The following is a 17,006-nucleotide window of genomic DNA, read 5'->3' as shown; positions in this document are numbered from 1 at the left end:
GTAGTGGTGTCCGGGTCAGGGTGAGGGCACTACATCCAGGAAGTAGCACGATCAAGCGGGCGGCGGGCGGCGGGCCTGCGTTCTACGCGGAGCTCGTCACCTGTCGCGGAGCGCGCGCAGGCCGTGGTCGACCAGCGGTGACACCATCTCGCCGATCCGGTCGAAGCCGGCGCCGAGGGTCTGACCGAGGGTGTGCCGGTAGTGGATGCCCTCGCAGATGACCGCCAGCTTGAAGCAGCCGAGCGCCACGTGCCAGTGCAGCGGCCCGACGTCGACGTCGCTGCGCCCGCCGTACCGGTCGATCAGCTCGACGCCGGTGGGGAAGCCGGCCCGGGGGCCGATGCCGTCGGCGACCGGGTTGCCCTCGGCGAGGTCGCTGTCGCCGAGCACGTCCCAGTAGGTCAGCAGCAGGCCCAGATCGGCCAGCGGGTCGCCCAGGGTGGCCATCTCCCAGTCCAGCACGGCACGTACCGTCACCGGGTCGACGGTGGCGAGGAGGTTGTCCAGCCGGTAGTCGCCGTGCACGATCCGCCCGGTGTTGACGCCCTCCGGCACCGACGCGGCGAGCGCGTCGCGCAGCTCGTCGATGCCGGGCAGCGGGCGGCTGCGGGAGCGGTCGAGCTGACCGGCCCAGCGGCGCACCTGCCGGCCGAGGTACCCCTCCGGGCGGCCGAAGTCCGCCAGCCCGACCCGCGCCGGGTCGACGGTGTGCAACGCGGCGAGGGTGTCCATCATCGCCAGGGCCAGCTCGCGCCGCTGGTCGGCGCCGAGTGGGTCGGTCTGCGCGCGGCTGCGGAACACCTCGCCGCGGACCCGCTCCATCAGGTAGAACGGCGCGCCGATCACGTCGGCGTCCGCGCAGTGCAGCAGCGCCGCCGGGACCGGCACGTCGGTCTCGGCCAGCGCCGAGATCACCCGGAACTCGCGGGCCATGTCGTGCGCGGTGGCCAGCACGTGCCCGAGCGGGGGGCGGCGCAGCACCAGCTCCTGCCCACCGGCGTGCAGCAGGTAGGTCAGGTTGGACTTGCCGCCGGCGATCAGCGTGGCCCGCAGCGGCTCGGTGGCCAGCTCCGGCCGGTGGGTGCCCAGGTAGCCGGCGAGCCGGTCGAGGTCCAGGCCCTTCGGCGACCGGGCGGGCGCCGAACCGGTCGGGGCAACGGATGCCGGGTACGCCTCGACGGCCGGTTCGGTCATCCGAATAGTTGATGGCAGCTCAGCTTTCTTGTCAAGGCTGGAGTTTCCGCCCGGGACATGCCGCTGCAACAGGGGCGAAATGGTCAAACGGCAGGCTGGGACCAGCCTGCCGGCCGCGACGGCCGGCCCGCCGAGCGGAGGAAGAGACATGTTGCTGAGAGTTCGGGTGACCCTGCCGGACCGGCCCGGCACGCTCGGCCAGGTGGCCCGCACGCTCGGCGTCTCCGGCGCCGACATCGTCCAGGTGGTGGTCCTGGAACGGCTCGGTGGGCGGGCCGTGGACGACTTCACCGTGGTCTGGCCGGGCGCCGCCCGGGTGGAACGCCTGATGGCCGGCCTCGCCGCGATCCCCGGGGTACGCGTCGACGGGGTGTGGCGGGCGATCGGCGCCCCGACCACCACCGGTCAGGACGCCGAGCTGCTGGCCCAGGTCGCCGCCAACCCGACCGACGGGGTGGCCACCCTGGTCGACGCGGTGCCGGGGCTGCTCGCCGCCGACTGGGCGGTCGCCGCGGTGGTGCCGGTGGATTGGGCCTCGCGTACCGGTGGGGGGACGGCGACCGTCGGGCACGCCAGCTGGCGTGCGCCGCGACCGCCGGCGCTGCCCGAGATCACCCCGCTGCGGGCCCGGGCGCTGACCGGTGTGGACGGTGTCCACTACGCGGTGGCGCCGTTCGGCCGGGCCGGGCTGGTGCTGGTGGCGGCGCGGGAGCACACCGAGCCGCTGACCGCGGCCGGTTTCCACGCCACCGAGGTGGACCGGCTGGCCCAGCTGGTCCGCGCCGGCGCGGTGATCCTCGGCGACCGGCTGGACCTGGTCGGCGCGCCGCCGGTGACCAGCGTCACCTGAGCGCGGGCAACGGTCGCCGGGCCGTCACCGTCGGGCAACGGCACGGCAACAGCCGCCCGGCAGGGTCGTAGCGGGGAAGGGAGCGGACATGGCTTTGTGGCGGATCCGAGCGACCGTGGACGACCGGCCGGGCTACCTGTCGGTGCTCACGGCGAGTCTGGCGATGCGAGGGGTCAACATCCTCACCGTGCAGGTGCACACCACCGAGGCGGGCGCGGTCGACGATTTCCTCGTCGACGCGCCGGACACATTGGACCAGGGCGAGCTGCTGGCCGCTGTCGAGCGGGGCCGGGGACGGGACTGCTGGGTGGCGCGCAGCGAGGCGCGCGGCCTGGTCGACCAGCCGACGCGGGTGCTCGGCCTGGCCACCGGGCTGGTGCGCGACCCGGACGCGACCGGTGCGGCACTGCGCGTGCTGCTCGGCGCGGACGAGGTGACCTGGCGGGCGACGCCGGTCGCCCCGCACGCCGGGGTGGGCGCGGCGACGATGCTGCTCGCCGACCCGTCCGGCGGCTCGTTCACGCTGCGGCGGGCGGCGCCCAGCTTCACGCCGGCCGAGTACGCCCGGGCGCAGGCCCTGGTCGAGTTGGCGACCACCGCGTCCCGACGCTCCACCGACCAGGTGATCCTGGTCCTGCCCGACGGCGCGGAGCTGGCCGTACGCCCGGCCACCGGCGACGACCTGGCCGCCGTGGTCGAGCTGCACGAGCGCTGCTCGGCGCGCAGCCGGCAGCGGCGCTACCTGGGCGCGTCGGCGTCGCCCAGCCGGTTGCGCCGACTGCTGACACCGAACCGGGGGACGACCCTGGTGGCGACGGCCGGCTCCGGCGCGGCGGCGGAGCCGGTCGTCGCGATGGCGAACCTCCTCGCCGAGGGGGACGAGGCCGAGGTGGCCCTGCTGGTCCGGGACGACTGGCAGCGGCGCGGGCTCGGGTCGGCGCTGCTGCGGCGCCTGGTCGGGCACGCCCACCGGGCCGGCTACCGGGCCCTGGTCCTGCACACCCGGGCGGAGAACGCCCCGATGCTCCGGACCGTGGCCCGGCTGGACCGGCCGACGACGACGGACCGGGACGGCGGGCTGGTCACCGTGGTGCTGCCGCTGGACGTCGACGCGACGCGACGCGGGCGCTCGACCACGGGTGTGCCGGGCCCCCGCCGGCCGTAGGCCGGCCCGGGCCCGGCCGGCCCGGCCGCCGCCGGGGGTGTCAGCCGAAGACGGGCCCGGCGCGGCGGTGACCCGATACGCAGAACCGGTTCCCCTCGGTGTCGGCGAGGACGACGTACGGCGGCTGCCCGGGCTCGGGCTCGGCGGGGTAGTGCCGCCAGTCGATGCGCCGGGCGCCCAGCCCGAGCAGCCGCTCGACCTCCTCGTCCAGGTCCCGTTCCCCCGCGTGCAGGTCGAGGTGGACGCGGGGGAACTCCTCCACCGGGCTCCGGCTGACGTCCATGGCGATCGCCGCGCCGGGCTGCCCGGGTGGTGGCTCGACCACGATCCACCCGTCGCCGTCGTAGCGCGGTGGCCGGCGCACGTACCCGAGGGCCGCGGCCCAGAACCGGCCCGCCCGGTGGTCGTCGGTCACGCCCAACGAGATCTGCTCGAGTCTCGACATCGATCGAGGTTAGCCCGTCGGGCGCGGCCGGGTCAGGTGGCCGGGTAGCTGCTGTAGTCGGGGAAGTTGCCGTAGAGCCGGCCGTCGCCGCCCACGGTGACCGCCTGCACCAGCAGGTCACCGCCGACGAAGGCGCCCTTCCAGGAGGCGCCCCGGCCGCCGAACGGCTCGTCCCGGTCGCCCCGCGAGCGGGGCTTGTTGATGCCCACCTTGAACGCCTGGAGGTCGACCGCGAGCTTGGCCGCCTCGTCGGTGTCGTCGCAGGCCAGCGAGGCGACCAGCGCGCCGTTGGAGGCGTTCATCGCGGCCAGCAGCTCGTCGGTGGTGTCCACCACGACGATGGTGTCGACCGGCCCGAACGGCTCGGCGTGCATCAGCCGGGACCGGCCGGGCGGGGCGAGCAGCACCGCCGGCGCCACGTACGCCGAGGTGTCCTGCCCGTCGAGGAAGGGCGCGCCGTCGAGCTTGCCGCGGTGCAGGGGCACCGCGCCGCCGCGTACCGCCTCGTCGACCTTGCGGCGCAGCTCCTCGGCCTTGGCGCCGCTGATCAGCGGGCCGAAGTCCAGTTCGGGCAGCGGGTCGCCGGCCGACCAGTCGTCGCCGACGGCGAGCGGGTGTCCGAACCGGACCGAGCGCACCACCGGCAGGTACATGTCGAGGAACTCGTCGACCAGGTCGCGCTGGACCACGAACCGCGGGTACGCGGTGCAGCGCTGCTTGCCGTACTCGAAGCCCTTCTTCAGGTGGGTGGCGAGCAGGTCCCACTGGGAGAAGTTCCAGATGCCCCAGGCGTTGAGGCCCTCCTGCTCGATGAAGTGCCGCTTGTCGGTGTCGAGCAGCGCGGCGGCCACCTTGCCGCCGTTGGAGCGGCCACCCACGAAGGCCACCGCGCCGATCTCCGGCGCCCGGACCAGCACCTCGGAGAGTTCCTCGCCGCTGCCGGAGAGCAGCGTGGCGGGCAGCCCGGCGCGGTGCATCAGCGCGTGCGCCACGGTGAGGCAGACCGCGCCGCCCTGCGACGGGGTCTTGGCGATGACCGCGTTGCCGGCGAGCAGCTGCACCAGCTCGGCGTGGACCAGCACGCTCATCGGGTAGTTCCAGGAGGCGATGTTGCTGACCGGCCCGGGCAGCGGCTCCCGGCCGTCGGCGAGCATCCGGTCGATCTCGTCGACGTACCAGCGGACGCCGTCCAGGGCCCGGTCCACGTCGGCGCAGGCGAGCCGCCAGGGCTTGCCGATCTCCCAGACCAGCAGCAGGGCGAGCAGGTCGCGGTGCGCGGTGAGGGAGTCCAGGGCGTCGGTGACCCGCGCCTTGCGCTCGGCCAGCGGGGTCGCGGCCCAGTCGCGGTGCGCGGCGGCGGCGTGGGCGACCGCGGCGCGGGCGGTCTCGGCGTCCAGCTTGGGCAGGTTGACCAGGACGGTGTTGTCCACCGGGGTGCGGACGGGGCCGGGCGTCCCGACGGCCCGCCACTCGCCGGAGACCAGGTTGTGCAGGGTGGTGGCGCCGTCGGTGTCGGGCCCGAAGGCCTCCGGTGCGGCGGCGACCGCGCGGGCGAGGGTGTCGGACCAGGCGGTGCCGTCGGCGAGTCGTAGAGCCATCGCGTTTCTCCTCAGGGTCGGACCGGGGAGCGGCGGCGTCGATGGCACCGCTGGTGTGGCGTACTGTCCCGCGCCGTCGCGCGGGTGGGCAACAGTACGTTCGTATGCCGGAACGCCAGCTCCGCCGTCCGTCGGCCGGTGGATGCGGGTCCGGCCGCGCGTCACGGCGCTGAGCTGGGCGTACGAAGCCAAGCGATCGGCGAGTGTCGATGATGTGATGAATCTCCGGGCGACGTCGACCGGGTTACCCGTCAGTACGGACCATCGGTCCGGACGGATCAACGCGGGGTCGCTCCGGCGGTGCGCGCCGGGCGGAGAGCGCGCCGGGAGCCGGGGTCCGGGCGCGCGGGCGGGCGGGGATTCGGGCGCGTGGGCGGGGAGGTCCGGGTCCGGGGCGGCGGGAAGACGACCGGCCGCCGGACGGGTGTCCGACGGCCGGTCGTGTTGTCGCCGCTCTGATCAGCTGGTGAAGGTGACGTTTTCCCGGCGGCGACGCATCGCCACCAGGGTGGCGCCGCCACCGATGAGGCCGACGCCGACCAGGGCCATGGTGGTGGCGGCGGCGCCGGTGATGGGCAGCCCGCCCAGGTTGTCGTCACCGCCGCCGTTGCCGCCGTTGCCGCCGTTGCCGCCGTTGCCTGCCGACGGCGAGGCCGACGAAGAGCTGGACGTCGACTCCGACGGGTCGACCGACCCACCCGGCGTGGTCGGCGTCGCCGGGGTGCTGGGCGACTGAGACGCGCCCGTGCCGGTGCCGGCGCAGGTGTGGCTCAGGTTGAACTTGTCGGCCTGGCCGCTGATCGTGGCGCTGCCACCGGTCAACTTCCAGCCGGCCGGCGTGAACAGGTAGGCGTGCTTGACCTGCTTGTCCCCGCCGTTGGCAGAGAGGAAGTCGGGGTAGGCGTCCGTGGAGTCCGGCACCTTCACCGTCACGGTGCTGCCCGCGCTGTTCTTGAAGGTGAGGGTGAGGCTCTCGAAGTTGCCCGCCTTGTTGGTGGGGAGCACGAAGTGCCAGCCGTCGTGGCCGGCGGGCAGGCCGTCGAACTTCGGGTCGCCGCACTGCTGGGTGCCGAAGCCGGCCGCCGTCGAGCCCACGTGGCCCGGGTGGAGCGGAGCGGTGCTGCTCGCCCACGCCGGGGTGGCGAAGGCGAGGCAGGCCGTGGCGGCGGCTGCGGTGAGGGCCGCGCGCGCCACGTGCCGACGCTGTGGCATGTGGAATCCTCCGAGATCGGTAGAGGGGACGGCACATGATCCCATGCACGGCATCGAGAGTTCACATCGGATGTTCGGTCTGAGCTGGGCCGACGCGCCGGTGATGCGGTAGGAATCCGGCAGATCGGGGCCCGTTTCGCCGCGTGTCGGTGTAACGCGGACGGGACGCCGGACGCTCCGTTCCCGTCGCCGTACTGCCAGACCGGCGCGCCGGTGACCGCGACGGACATCCCCCCAACGCCACCCGCGCGCCCGTCGGTCACCGTCCCCCGCGCGGTCGCCTGACCAGATCTTGGACAGTTGCCGCTCGGTCCGGACGGCAACTGTCCAAGATCTACAGGTACGGTCGCCAGCCGGCGGCGGTGAGGGCCCGGCGGAGAGTGGTGGCGACCTCGGTGGGGCGGGTGCGGACGAGCCAGGCCGGGAAGCGGAGGATGCGGTCGCCCGACGTCCAGACGTCGTTCTGCCGTTGCATGTCGGCGGCCCAGTGCCGGACGTCCATGTGGTGCGCTCCGTCGATCTCCACGTGCAACCCCCACTCCCGCCAGTACGCGTCCAGCCAGCGGGTCCGCCCGGTGGCGTCGGTGCGTCGATGTTGCAGGTCGGGCCGGGGCAGGCTGTGGCGGCGGCACAACCGGACGAAGTCGATCTCCGACAGGGCCTCCGCTCCGCCGGCGATGTCGGCGACGGTCTGCCGGATCAGGAGGCGACGGGGGGCGCGGGGCAGCGCGTCGACCACCGCCCGGATCTCCTCCGGCGTGACCCGGCGCTGTTGGCAGCCGGCGGCGAGCGTCGACTGTGCCTCCTCGACGTCGCGCGCCCAGCCCACCGCGTCCACCAGTGCCCGAGCCGTCGTGGTGCGGGTGGGACGGCCGAGTTGCAGATGTGCCTCGGGCAGCACCGACGTGCGGTGCACGATGACGGGCGCCATGTCGATCGGCATCCGGCGCAGCACCGTCCGGGCGGCGCGGCGCGTCGCGGGTACCAGCACGTGCAGCGGCTCCCGCCGTAGTCCCCGCACCCCCGCCTCGGTGGCGGCGGTCGTACCGGCCAGCACCGCGTTCGGGCCCGCGGCGAGTACGGCCACCCACAACTGCTGGTCCCGGGTCAGCCGACCGTTGCCGGTGAGCAGGATCCCGCGGCAGATCGAACGCCAGCGGCCGGAGCGGACCAGACCCCGAACCGTGCCTTCGGTCAGGAGCCGGGTCGCCTGGGCGGTGGTGACCACGCCGGCCTGCTCGAAGGCGAGCCAGTCCAGCGCGTCGGCGTCGTCGGCCGGAAGAGTGAGCACCACCCGACCCTCGTCGGCGAGCCCCGACCACGCCACCAGATCTTGGACAGTTGCCGTCCCGGTCGGACGGCAACCGTCCAAGATTCAAAGCGGGCGGTGGTGCTCTTCGTCGTCTACGACGGGGTACGCACCTGACCGGCCCGCGTGGGGGACGGCTCGCGCCTGACCGGCCTGGGCCGCGAAGGCTCGCGTCTGACCGGGCCGTCGTCAGCGGTGGGCGGCCAGCGCCGGCGCGCCGGCGCCCTGCGTACCGGCCCGGGTTGGTCACGTTGGCGCAGCGCGACCAGCCCCCGCGGCGGCGAGCAGCCCCACCGACAGCCAGAGCCCGACCTCCCCTGCGCCGCAGTCGGCCAGCCCGCCCGAGAGCAGCGACCCGACCGCCTGATAGGGGTGGTCGGGTCAGTCGCTGGCAAACTCGACACCTGGCAGCCGCGGGTGGGTGAGCACTCCCTCCGCCAGGAGCCGCACCACGTCACGGAGGATGTCGCCTCGCCACGCCCGGGGGCAGCACCTCCTCGACGTTGCGCGGATCCTGCCGTCCGCTCGGCGGGTACGCGGTGCTGGTTCGGGGGATGCTGGGGGTGTGGCGGCAGGGTTGCTGACGGTGGGACACGGGGCGAGCGGTCGGGCGCGGTTGGGTGAGCTGCTCGCCGCGGCAGGGGCCACGCTCGTGGTGGACGTGCGGCGGTTCCCGGCCAGTCGGACCAACCCGGACGTCCGGCGGGAAGAGCTGGAGCAGTGGCTGCCCGCGGCGGGGATCGACTACCGGTGGGAGGACCGACTCGGCGGACGACGGCACGTCCCCGCCGGGCAGCCCGAGCCGGACAGCTGGTGGACCGTCCCGGCCTTCCGGGCGTACGCGGCGTACACCCGGACCCCCGACTTCCGGGCGGCGCTGCGCGCGGTGCTGGCCGACGCGGCGGCCCGGACCACCGCGGTGATGTGCAGCGAGAGCGTGTGGTGGCGCTGCCACCGCCGGCTGATCGCCGACGTCGCGGTCCTCGGCCACGGCGTCCCCGTGCGCCACCTGATGCCCGACGGTCGGCTCAGCCCGCACCGGCCCGCCGCCGGTGCCCGCCGGGCCCACGAACAGGACCTCGTCTGGGACGGCTGAGAAGGGCCGCCAGCGTCAGTCGGCGAGTTCGTCGGCGAGCAGGTCCATCAGCAGGCCGTCCTGCCAGCGGCCGTCCGCGCCCCGCTCGTAGCGGCGCAGGATGCCGACCGGGCGGAAGCCGACCTTGGCGTAGGCGCGGATGGCCGGGGTGTTGGCCGCCGCCGGGTCGATGGTGAGCCGGTGGTGGCCGTGCTCGTCGATCAGGTGCCGGGCCAGGGTGCGGACGGCGTCCCCACCCAGCCCGGCGCCGTGCACGGCCGGGTCGAGGAAGATGTCCAGCGCGGCGTGCCGGTAGTCCGGGTCGGACTCCTCGAACCACTGGATCGCCCCGACGACCCGGCCGTCGTGCTCGATGGCGTACACCGTGAGGTCGTCGTCGGCGAGGTCGGCGCGGACGGCCGCGGCGAGGTCGTCGCCCCCGCGCCACCAGCGGCGGACCTCGGGGGCGGCGCGGATCGCGGCGAGGGCGGACACGTCGGCGTCCGTCACCGGACGCAACATGACCGACCGCCCCCGCAGCACCGGTTCAGCCCCGCAGCTCGCCGTGCTCGACGCAGGCCGCCGACCAGCCGACCGGCAGCACCTGCACCTTCATCCGGCGCCGGCAGTGCCCGCAGTACCGGGGCGGCTCCAACGCCCGCGCCGTCGCGCACCCCGGGTGCGGGCCCGCCGCGGCGGATTCGCCGCAGCGGTCGCACCAGGTCGCCGTGGGTTCGGCCAACTCGGTCACCGGCTACCTCACAGGGTGACGGAGAGCGCCTTGACGGGCATCTTCAGGTCGTCCAGCAGTTCCAGGTCGGCGGTCGCCGGCCGGCCCAGCGTGGTCAGGTAGTTGCCGACGATCACCGCGTTGATGCCGCCCAGCAGGCCGTCGCGGGTGCCCAGGTCGCCGAGGGTGATCTCGCGACCGCCCGCGTACCGGAGGATGGTGCGCGGCATGGCCAGCCGGAACGCGGCGATGGCGCGCAGCGCGTCCTTGCCCTCCACCACCGGACGGTCACCCAGCGGGGTGCCCGGGCGGGGGTTGAGGAAGTTCAGTGGCACCTCGTGCGGGTCCAGCTCGGCGAGCTGCGCGGCGAACTCGGCGCGCTGCTCCACCGTCTCGCCCAGGCCCAGGATGCCGCCGCAGCAGACCTCCATGCCGGACTCGCGGACCATCCGCAGCGTCTCCCAGCGCTCCTCCCACGAGTGGGTGGTGACCACGTTGGGGAAGTAGGAGCGGCAGGTCTCCAGGTTGTGGTTGTAGCGGTGCACGCCCATGTCGACCAGCTCGTCGACCTGCTCCTGGCTGAGCATGCCCAGCGACGCGGCGACCTGGATGTCGACCTCCGCCTTGATGGCGGCGACCCCTTCGCGCATCTGCTTCATCAGGCGGGCGTCCGGGCCGCGCACGGCGGCCACGATGCAGAACTCCGTCGCCCCGGTCGCCGCGGTCTGCTTAGCCGCCTCGACCAGCGAGGGGATGTCCAGCCAGACCGACCGGACCGGGGAGGTGAACAGGCCGGACTGCGAGCAGAAGTGGCAGTCCTCCGGGCAGCCGCCGGTCTTCAGCGAGACGATGCCCTCGACCTCGACCTCCGGGCCGCACCAGCGCATCCGCACCTCGTGGGCGAGCTGGAGGGCGGCGGGTACGTCTTCGTCGGGCAGGTTCAGCACGGCGAGGACGCCGGCCTGGTCGAGGCCGACACCGTTCTCCAGCACCTGGGTGCGGGCCTGGTCGAGGATCTCTGGCATGGCTCGTACCCTACAAGGCCGCCCGGCGGGGAGAAATGGCCGCTTCCCCCGGCCCCGCCGGTTCGACGAGGTCGGGCGGCCGGCGAGGCCGAGGTCGAGGCGGACCGAGTGGAATCGCGGGGCCCACGGCGGGGGGTGGTAACTTCGCCCGGCGGAACTGGCCGACGGCGTGGGGAGTGACGGTGGCGGACTGGCTGGCGGCGCTCGACCGCCGGGCCCAGCTGCGGGCCAAGGCGGGGCTCACCCGCACCCTGCGGCCCCGCGCCGCCGGCGACGCGGTCGTCGACCTGGCCGGCAACGACTACCTCGGCCTGGCCACCCACCCCGAGGTCGTCGCCGCCGCGGCGCGGGCGTTGTCCGCGTACGGGCTGGGGGCGACCGGGTCGCGGCTGGTGCGCGGCTCCACCGCCGCCCACCACGCGTTGGAGGACGCCCTCGCCGCCTGGCTCGGCACCGACCGGGCCCTGGTCTTCTCCTCCGGCTACCTGGCCAACCTCGGCGCGGTCCGGGCCCTGGTGCGACCCAATACGCTGCTCGTCTCCGACGCCCACAACCACGCTTCCCTGATCGACGGTTGCCGGATCTCCGGCGCGGAGACGGTGGTCACCCCGCACGCCGACGTGCACGCGGTGGCCGCCGCGCTCGCCGCCGCCCCCGGCCGGCCCGCCGTCGTGGTCACCGAGTCGGTCTTCTCCGTCGACGGCGACCTGGCGCCGCTGGCCGCGCTGCACGCCGTCGCCCGCCGGCACGGCGCGCTGCTGCTGGTCGACGACGCGCACGCGCTCGGCGTCACCGGCCCGGCCGGCGCCGGCGGGGTCGCCGCCGCGGGTCTCGCCGGCCAGCCGGACGTGGTGGTCACCGCGACCCTCTCCAAGGCGCTCGGGGGCGCCGGTGGGGTGGTCGCGGGTCCGGCGGAGCTGGTCCGACACCTGGTGGAGACCGGCCGGACGTTCATCTTCGACACCGCACCGCCGCCGGCGGTCGCCGCCGGGGTGCACGCCGCCGTCGCGCTGGCCCGCGCCGGTGACGACCTGCGGGCGGAGTTGGCCGACCGGGCCGCCCTGGCGGTGCGCCGGCTGCGTGCGGCGGGGCTCACCGTGTCGGCCCCCGACGCGGCGGTGGTGTCGGTGACCGCGCCCGGGCCGGAGGCCGCCACCGCCTGGGCGGCGGACTGCCGTGACCGCGGTGTCGCGGTCGGCTGTTTCCGCCCGCCGTCCACCCCGGACAACCGGTCCCGGCTGCGGCTCACCATCTCCGCCGGGGTGTCGCGGGCGGACTTCGAACGGGCTTTGGAGATCATCGTGGAGTGCGCCCCATGAGCGTGGTGCCGTGAACGGGCCGGAGGTGTCGGCGTGACGACGCCGTGGAAGGGTGCGGTGCTGGTCACCGGCACCGACACCGAGGTGGGCAAGACGGTGGTGACCGCGGCGGTCGCGGCCGCCGCGCAGGCCGCCGGCCTGCGGGTCGCGGTGGTCAAGGCCGGCCAGACGGGTACGGCCACCGGCGAGCCCGGTGACGTGGACTCGGTGACGCGGCTGGCCGCCCCGCTGACCGGCCGCACCCTGGCCAGCTATCCGGACCCGCTCGCCCCGCTCGCCGCGGCCCGGGTCGCCGAGCTGGAGCCGCTGGAGCTCTACACCGCCGTCGACGCGATCCGCGAGGAGGTCGACAAGCACGACCTGGTGCTCGTCGAGGGGGCCGGCGGGCTGCTCGTACCGATGGGGTTGCGTCCCTCCGGTGAGCCGTGGACGGTGGCCGACCTGGCGGTCTCGCTCGGCGCCCCGGCCGTGGTGGTGACCCGCGCCGGGTTGGGCACCCTCAACCACACCGCGCTGACCCTGGAGGCGCTCGAACGGCGGGCCATCCCGGCCGGCGTGGTGATCGGCGCCTGGCCGACGGAGCCGGAGCTGGTCCACTGGACCAACCTCACGGACCTGCTGCCGAACCTGCTCGGCGCGCTGCCCACGGGCGCCGGGTCGATGGACCCGGGCGTCTTCCGGCGCTCCGCGCCCGGCTGGCTCACGCCGGCCCTCTACGGGGTGCTGGACGACTGGCGGGCCTGGGCCGAGGACATCAGCTGACCACCTGACCTTCGTCGGTGCCCGGGCCTGTCGGGCGTCGGTAGCCTGGCCGACGTGCGCGAACGTGGAATCCGGCGCCGGCAGGTGGCCGGCGACCTGGCGCTCTGGGCCGGGCTCGCCGCCCCGGTGGCGTACGCCCGGCTGACCCCGCCGTACGAGCGTTGGGTGGTACCGCTGCTGGTCGGCTCGGTGCTGCTGCTGGCGGTGGCGGTCGCGGTGGGCCGGCGGCTGCCGGCGGTGGCCGTGGTGCTGGTGCTGCTCGGTTCGGTGGTGGACGGCAACTTCGTCTTCGCCCTGATGGTGTTCAGCTACCTGGCCGGGCGGCGCGACGAACGGGCCGCCCCCGCCGGGGCGCTCTTCGCCGCGGTGGCGGCCGGTGGCACGGTGCTGCACCTGGCGCTGCTGGACACCGGCATGGCCACCTGGTTCCTGCTCAGCTGCGTGCTGCTGGGCGCCGGGGTGTTCCCCTGGCTGGTCGGCCGGTACCGGCGGCAGCAACAGGCGCTGGTGCTGGCCGGGTGGGAGCACGCCGAGGCGGTGCAACGGGAGCAGCGGGGCGCCGCCGAGCGGATCCGGCTGCGGGAGCGGGCCCGGATCGCTCAGGAGATGCACGACTCGCTCGGTCACGAGCTGAGCCTGATCGCGCTGCGCGCCGCCGCCCTGGAGGTCGCCGGGGACCTCGACCCGCGACACCGGGCCGCCGCCGGTGAGCTGCGGGCCAGCGTGGCGGGGGCCACCGAGCGGCTGCACCGGATCATCGGGGTGCTCCGCGAAGCGGACGCCCCGGCCACCACCCGCCCCGCCCGGGAGAGCGTCGCCGACCTCGTCGAGGGTGCCCGCGAGGCGGGCATGGCGGTGCGCCTGCAGGCCACGCCGGACGTCGCCGACCTGCCGGAGCTGACCGCGCACGCCGCGCACCGGGTGGTCCGGGAGGCGCTCACCAACGCCGCCCGGTACGCCCCCGGCGCCCCGGTCACCGTGACCCTCACCGGTGCCGAAGGTCTGATGCGGGTGCGGGTGGTGAACGCGCCACCGCCGGCCGGCCCGCTGCCCGGGCCGCCCGCGAACGGCTCCGGCCTGGTGGCGCTCCGCGAGCGGGTACGGCTGGCCGGCGGCACCCTCGACGCCGGCCCGACCGGCGACGGGGGCTTCGCGGTGGCGGCCGGGTTGCCGCTGGCGGCCGGTGCCCCGGATCTCCCACCACGTCCCGAACCCGGGGACACGGGACGGCCCGGGGAGCCCGGACGACTGCGCGACGCCCGGCGCGGGGTGCGGCGCAGCCTGCTCGCCGCGCTGGCCGCGCCACCGGCGGTGGCGCTGCTGCTCTCGCTGGTCTACTACCCGGTCGTCACCACCGGGGCGGTGCTGGACGGCCCGACGTTCGAGCGGATGCGGATCGGCACGCCCCGGGCGGAGCTGTCCGGGCTGCCCCGCCGGCAGGTCGAGCCGCCCGTCGACGCGCCGAGGCCGCCCGCCGGGGTGACCTGCGAGTTCTACACCGACGGCGACTTCCCGCTGGCCCAGCCGACCTGGCGGCTCTGCTTCGCCGACGACCGCCTGGCCAGCAAGGGACGGACGACGACATGACCGCCGACGACGGGCCGGTCAGGGTGCTGCTCGCCGACGACGAGGCGATGGTCCGGGCCGGGGTGCGGGCCATCCTCGCCGCCGACCCCGGTATCGAGGTGGTCGCCGAGGCCGGCGACGGGCGGGCCGCGGTGGAGCTCACCCGGGCCCACCGACCCCGGGTCGCGCTGCTGGACATCCGGATGCCGAAGCTGGACGGCCTCGCCGCCGCCGCGGAGATCCGGCGGCTGGTGCCCGCGACGGCCACCGTCATGCTCACCACGTTCGGCGAGGACGAGCACGTGGCCCGGGCGCTCGGTCACGGCGCCAGCGGCTTCCTGCTCAAGGCCGGCGACCCCCGGGAGCTGATCACCGGGGTACGGGCGGTCGCCGACGGCGGGGCGTACCTGTCGCCGCGGGTGGCCCGGCGGGTGATCGAGCTCAACGGCGACCGGATGGCCCGGGTGCCGGCGGCCCGGGACCGCACCGCCGGGCTCACCGACCGGGAACGCGAGGTGCTCGGCCTGGTCGGGGCGGGGCTGTCCAACGCCGAGATCGCCCGCCGGCTCTTCCTCACCGAGGGCACCGTGAAGGGCTACCTGACCAGCATCTTCACCCGGCTGGACGTGCGGAACCGGGTGCAGGCGGCGATCATCGCGTACGAGGCGGGGCTGGCCGGCTGACCGGCCGGCCCCGCCCCTGGCTCAGGCGTCGCGGCGGCGCAGCGCGGCCCGGCCGAGCGCCAGCGCCGCGACGGCCCAGCCGGCCAGCAGCGCCAGACCCACCACCGGCGGGTACGGGTCGGTCTCCCCGGCCAGGAAGTGCCCGCCGGCGACGCCGGGGAAGGCGTCGGAGATCCGGGTGAGCACGGTGATGTCCGGTTCCCGCAGCGACAGCGGCACGATCATCAGCACGGCGAAGAGCACGGTCAGGGTCAGCACCGCGCTGCGCAGCGCCGCCCCGAGGCCGAGGGCGAACACCCCCACCAGCGCCAGGTACGCCGCCGTGGCCAGCACGTCGCGGAGCGTGCCGGCCAGCGGCGCGCGACCCCACTCGCCGAGCAGCGGACCGGCCGCGAGGACCCCGACCAGGCCGAGCAGCAGCCCGAAGGCGAACGTCACCGCGCCGGCCACGGCCGCCTTGGCCAGCAGCATCCGCCCCCGCGACGGGGTGCCCTGCAGGGTGCTGCGGATGGTGCCGGTGGCGTACTCGCTGGTGATGGCGAGCAGGCCGAGCGCCAGCACCGCGTACTGGGTGAGTTCCAGCGCACCGAAGAGCACACTGCCCACGGTGACCACGCCCCGGTCGTCGGCCGGGTCGTCGTTGGTGTTGGCGTTGGCCGCGTAGATGGCCAGCTGCGCCGAGGTGGCGGCCATCAGCAGCACGCCGGCCAGCAGGGTCCACCAGGTGGCCCGCACCGACCAGAGCCGGGTCCACTCGGCGGCCACCGCGCCGGCGAGCCCGCCGCCCCGGCCGGCCGGGCGGTTGGGGGAGAGCGAGGTCACCGCGCACCTCCCGCCGCGTACTCGACCGCGTCGCCGGTCAACCGCAGGAACGCCTGTTCCAGCGTGACGGCCACCGGGGTCAGCTCGTGCAGCGGCACGCCCAGCTCGTACGCCAGGTCGCCGATCCGGGCGGCGGTGGCCCCGGCGACGGCGAGGTCCCGGGCGCCCTTGACCGTGACCGTGCACCCCTCGGCGGTGAGCCGTGCGGCCAGCGCGGAGAGCGCCTCCGGGCGTGGCCCGCGCACCCGCACGGCGGCGGTGGCCGCCGTGGCGAGCACCTCCGCGACGGGCGCGTCGGCAATCAGGCGTCCCTTGCCGATCACCACCAGGTGGGCGGCGGTCTGCTCCATCTCGCTCATCAGGTGGCTGGAGAGCAGGACGGTCCGTCCCTCGGCGGCGAGGCCGGCGGTGAGCTGCCGGATCCAGCGCACGCCGTCCGGGTCGAGGCCGTTGACCGGCTCGTCGAACATGAGCACCGGCGGGTCGCCGAGCAGCGCGGCGGCGATGCCGAGCCGCTGCGCCATGCCGAGCGACAGGGCCCGCCCCGGCTTGGCGGCGGCCCGGTCGTCGAGGCCGGCCACGGCCAGCACCTCGTCGACGCGGCCGGCCGGGATGCCGTTGCTGCGGGCCATCGCCAGCAGGTGCGCCCGGCCCGCCCGGGCGGGGTGGATCGCCCGGGCGTCGAGCAGCGCCCCCACTTCCCGCAGCGGATGGCGCAGCTCCCGGTACGCGCGCCCGCCGACCAGGGCCCGGCCGGCGGTCGGTTGGTCCAGGCCGAGCACCATACGCATGGTCGTGGACTTGCCCGCGCCGTTGGGGCCGAGGAATCCGGTGACCCGCCCGGGTGCGATGTCGACGGTCAGGTCGTCGACGGCCGTCACCGCCCCGAACCTCTTCGTCAACCCACGTAATGTGATCATGCGTTGACGGTAGGAACCGGCGGGCCGGCCTCGCCGCTGCCGATCGGCCTCCGCCCCACCCGACTTTCGTCAGGTGCTCCTGTCGCGCCGTGTGCCGTGTGCCGTGTGTCGTATGCCGTCGCACCGGCGGCCGGGGTCGGACGGCGCACCCGATTACCGGGAACCGCTCGGGTGCACCCGCCGGTCGGGCCGTTGTGGGGGTCGTCCGGTCGGCCGGCCGGACGACCGTGCTGCTCGTCCTTCAGAGCTGATGTCACGAACGACATCAGGCGCCTGGACGTTTGATGTCGTTCGTGACATCAGCTCTAAAGGATCCGGGCAAGGTGGCCGG

17 protein-coding genes are annotated in these 17,006 nt (G+C 75.1%); 7 read left to right on the top strand and 10 right to left on the bottom strand.

Annotated features, from left to right (window positions below; genetic code table 11):
- Window positions 1–96 precede the first annotated feature (96 nt).
- The gene (locus tag AC5L3Z_RS18140; RefSeq protein WP_494843501.1) at window positions 97–1,194 is read right to left on the bottom strand and encodes a phosphotransferase family protein; all 1,098 of its coding nucleotides are present in this window, start codon (window positions 1,192–1,194) and stop codon (window positions 97–99) included.
- A 148-nt stretch (window positions 1,195–1,342) separates the two neighbouring features.
- On the opposite strand from AC5L3Z_RS18140, the gene AC5L3Z_RS18135 reads away from it, so the two are divergent.
- Window positions 1,343–2,044, top strand: a complete 702-nt coding sequence (locus tag AC5L3Z_RS18135) for an ACT domain-containing protein (protein ID WP_494843499.1) — start codon at window positions 1,343–1,345, stop codon at window positions 2,042–2,044.
- 88 nt (window positions 2,045–2,132) lie between these two features.
- The gene (locus tag AC5L3Z_RS18130) at window positions 2,133–3,209 is read left to right on the top strand and encodes a GNAT family N-acetyltransferase (protein ID WP_494843497.1); all 1,077 of its coding nucleotides are present in this window, start codon (window positions 2,133–2,135) and stop codon (window positions 3,207–3,209) included.
- Window positions 3,210–3,249: 40 nt separating this feature from the next.
- Here AC5L3Z_RS18130 and AC5L3Z_RS18125 read toward each other — a convergent pair whose 3' ends face one another.
- The 4 genes from AC5L3Z_RS18125 to AC5L3Z_RS18110 form a co-directional block, all read right to left on the bottom strand.
- A complete protein-coding gene (locus tag AC5L3Z_RS18125; RefSeq protein ID WP_494843495.1) occupies window positions 3,250–3,654 on the bottom strand; it encodes a VOC family protein in 405 nt (134 codons plus the stop codon).
- A 32-nt stretch (window positions 3,655–3,686) separates the two neighbouring features.
- Complete coding sequence (locus AC5L3Z_RS18120) at window positions 3,687–5,252, bottom strand: aldehyde dehydrogenase family protein (RefSeq protein ID WP_494843493.1); 1,566 nt, start codon at window positions 5,250–5,252, stop codon at window positions 3,687–3,689.
- 459 nt (window positions 5,253–5,711) lie between these two features.
- The gene (locus tag AC5L3Z_RS18115; RefSeq protein ID WP_494843491.1) at window positions 5,712–6,464 is read right to left on the bottom strand and encodes an LPXTG cell wall anchor domain-containing protein; all 753 of its coding nucleotides are present in this window, start codon (window positions 6,462–6,464) and stop codon (window positions 5,712–5,714) included.
- Window positions 6,465–6,798: 334 nt separating this feature from the next.
- Complete coding sequence (locus AC5L3Z_RS18110) at window positions 6,799–7,791, bottom strand: hypothetical protein (RefSeq protein ID WP_494843489.1); 993 nt, start codon at window positions 7,789–7,791, stop codon at window positions 6,799–6,801.
- A 568-nt stretch (window positions 7,792–8,359) separates the two neighbouring features.
- Here AC5L3Z_RS18110 and AC5L3Z_RS18105 point away from each other — a divergent pair.
- Window positions 8,360–8,869 carry a DUF488 domain-containing protein gene (locus tag AC5L3Z_RS18105; protein ID WP_494843487.1) on the top strand — a complete coding sequence of 170 codons (510 nt, stop codon included), beginning with the start codon at window positions 8,360–8,362 and terminating at the stop codon, window positions 8,867–8,869.
- 15 nt (window positions 8,870–8,884) lie between these two features.
- Here the strand turns inward: AC5L3Z_RS18105 and AC5L3Z_RS18100 are convergent, their stop codons facing one another.
- From AC5L3Z_RS18100 to bioB, 3 genes are read right to left on the bottom strand one after another with little or no spacing between them, the layout of a single operon-like run.
- On the bottom strand, window positions 8,885–9,370 hold the full coding sequence (locus AC5L3Z_RS18100; RefSeq protein ID WP_494843485.1) for a GNAT family N-acetyltransferase: 486 nt from the start codon (window positions 9,368–9,370) through the stop codon (window positions 8,885–8,887).
- Between the two features lie 25 nt (window positions 9,371–9,395).
- Entirely contained in the window at window positions 9,396–9,599 is a 204-nt protein-coding gene (bsaP, locus tag AC5L3Z_RS18095; RefSeq protein ID WP_494843483.1) for a biotin synthase auxiliary protein BsaP, read from the bottom strand.
- An 8-nt stretch (window positions 9,600–9,607) separates the two neighbouring features.
- The gene (bioB, locus tag AC5L3Z_RS18090) at window positions 9,608–10,603 is read right to left on the bottom strand and encodes a biotin synthase BioB (RefSeq protein WP_494843481.1); all 996 of its coding nucleotides are present in this window, start codon (window positions 10,601–10,603) and stop codon (window positions 9,608–9,610) included.
- Window positions 10,604–10,785: 182 nt separating this feature from the next.
- Here bioB and AC5L3Z_RS18085 point away from each other — a divergent pair, with 182 nt between their 5' ends.
- The 4 genes from AC5L3Z_RS18085 to AC5L3Z_RS18070 are packed head-to-tail and all read left to right on the top strand — an operon-like array spanning window position 10,786 to window position 14,933.
- Window positions 10,786–11,922, top strand: a complete 1,137-nt coding sequence (locus tag AC5L3Z_RS18085; protein ID WP_494843479.1) for an 8-amino-7-oxononanoate synthase — start codon at window positions 10,786–10,788, stop codon at window positions 11,920–11,922.
- Between the two features lie 57 nt (window positions 11,923–11,979).
- On the top strand, window positions 11,980–12,684 hold the full coding sequence (bioD, locus tag AC5L3Z_RS18080; RefSeq protein ID WP_494843729.1) for a dethiobiotin synthase: 705 nt from the start codon (window positions 11,980–11,982) through the stop codon (window positions 12,682–12,684).
- Window positions 12,685–12,738: 54 nt separating this feature from the next.
- Window positions 12,739–14,271, top strand: a complete 1,533-nt coding sequence (locus AC5L3Z_RS18075) for a sensor histidine kinase (RefSeq protein WP_494843477.1) — start codon at window positions 12,739–12,741, stop codon at window positions 14,269–14,271.
- On the top strand, window positions 14,268–14,933 hold the full coding sequence (locus AC5L3Z_RS18070; RefSeq protein WP_494843475.1) for a response regulator: 666 nt from the start codon (window positions 14,268–14,270) through the stop codon (window positions 14,931–14,933). The genes AC5L3Z_RS18075 and AC5L3Z_RS18070 overlap by 4 nt, the downstream gene beginning before the upstream one ends.
- A gap of 21 nt (window positions 14,934–14,954) precedes the next feature.
- Here the strand turns inward: AC5L3Z_RS18070 and AC5L3Z_RS18065 are convergent, their stop codons facing one another.
- Together AC5L3Z_RS18065 and AC5L3Z_RS18060 are read right to left on the bottom strand one after the other, a co-directional pair.
- Window positions 14,955–15,755 (bottom strand): ABC transporter permease, encoded by an 801-nt coding sequence (locus AC5L3Z_RS18065; protein ID WP_494843473.1) that lies wholly within the window; start codon window positions 15,753–15,755, stop codon window positions 14,955–14,957.
- Window positions 15,752–16,675, bottom strand: a complete 924-nt coding sequence (locus AC5L3Z_RS18060; protein ID WP_494843471.1) for an ATP-binding cassette domain-containing protein — start codon at window positions 16,673–16,675, stop codon at window positions 15,752–15,754. Before AC5L3Z_RS18060 ends, AC5L3Z_RS18065 begins: the two co-directional genes overlap by 4 nt.
- Window positions 16,676–17,006: the final 331 nt, after the last annotated feature.

The organism is Micromonospora sp. LZ37 (genome assembly GCF_059359015.1).
The sequence above is the reverse complement of the archived record's forward strand: the minus strand, read 5'-3'. Positions and strand labels throughout refer to the sequence as shown.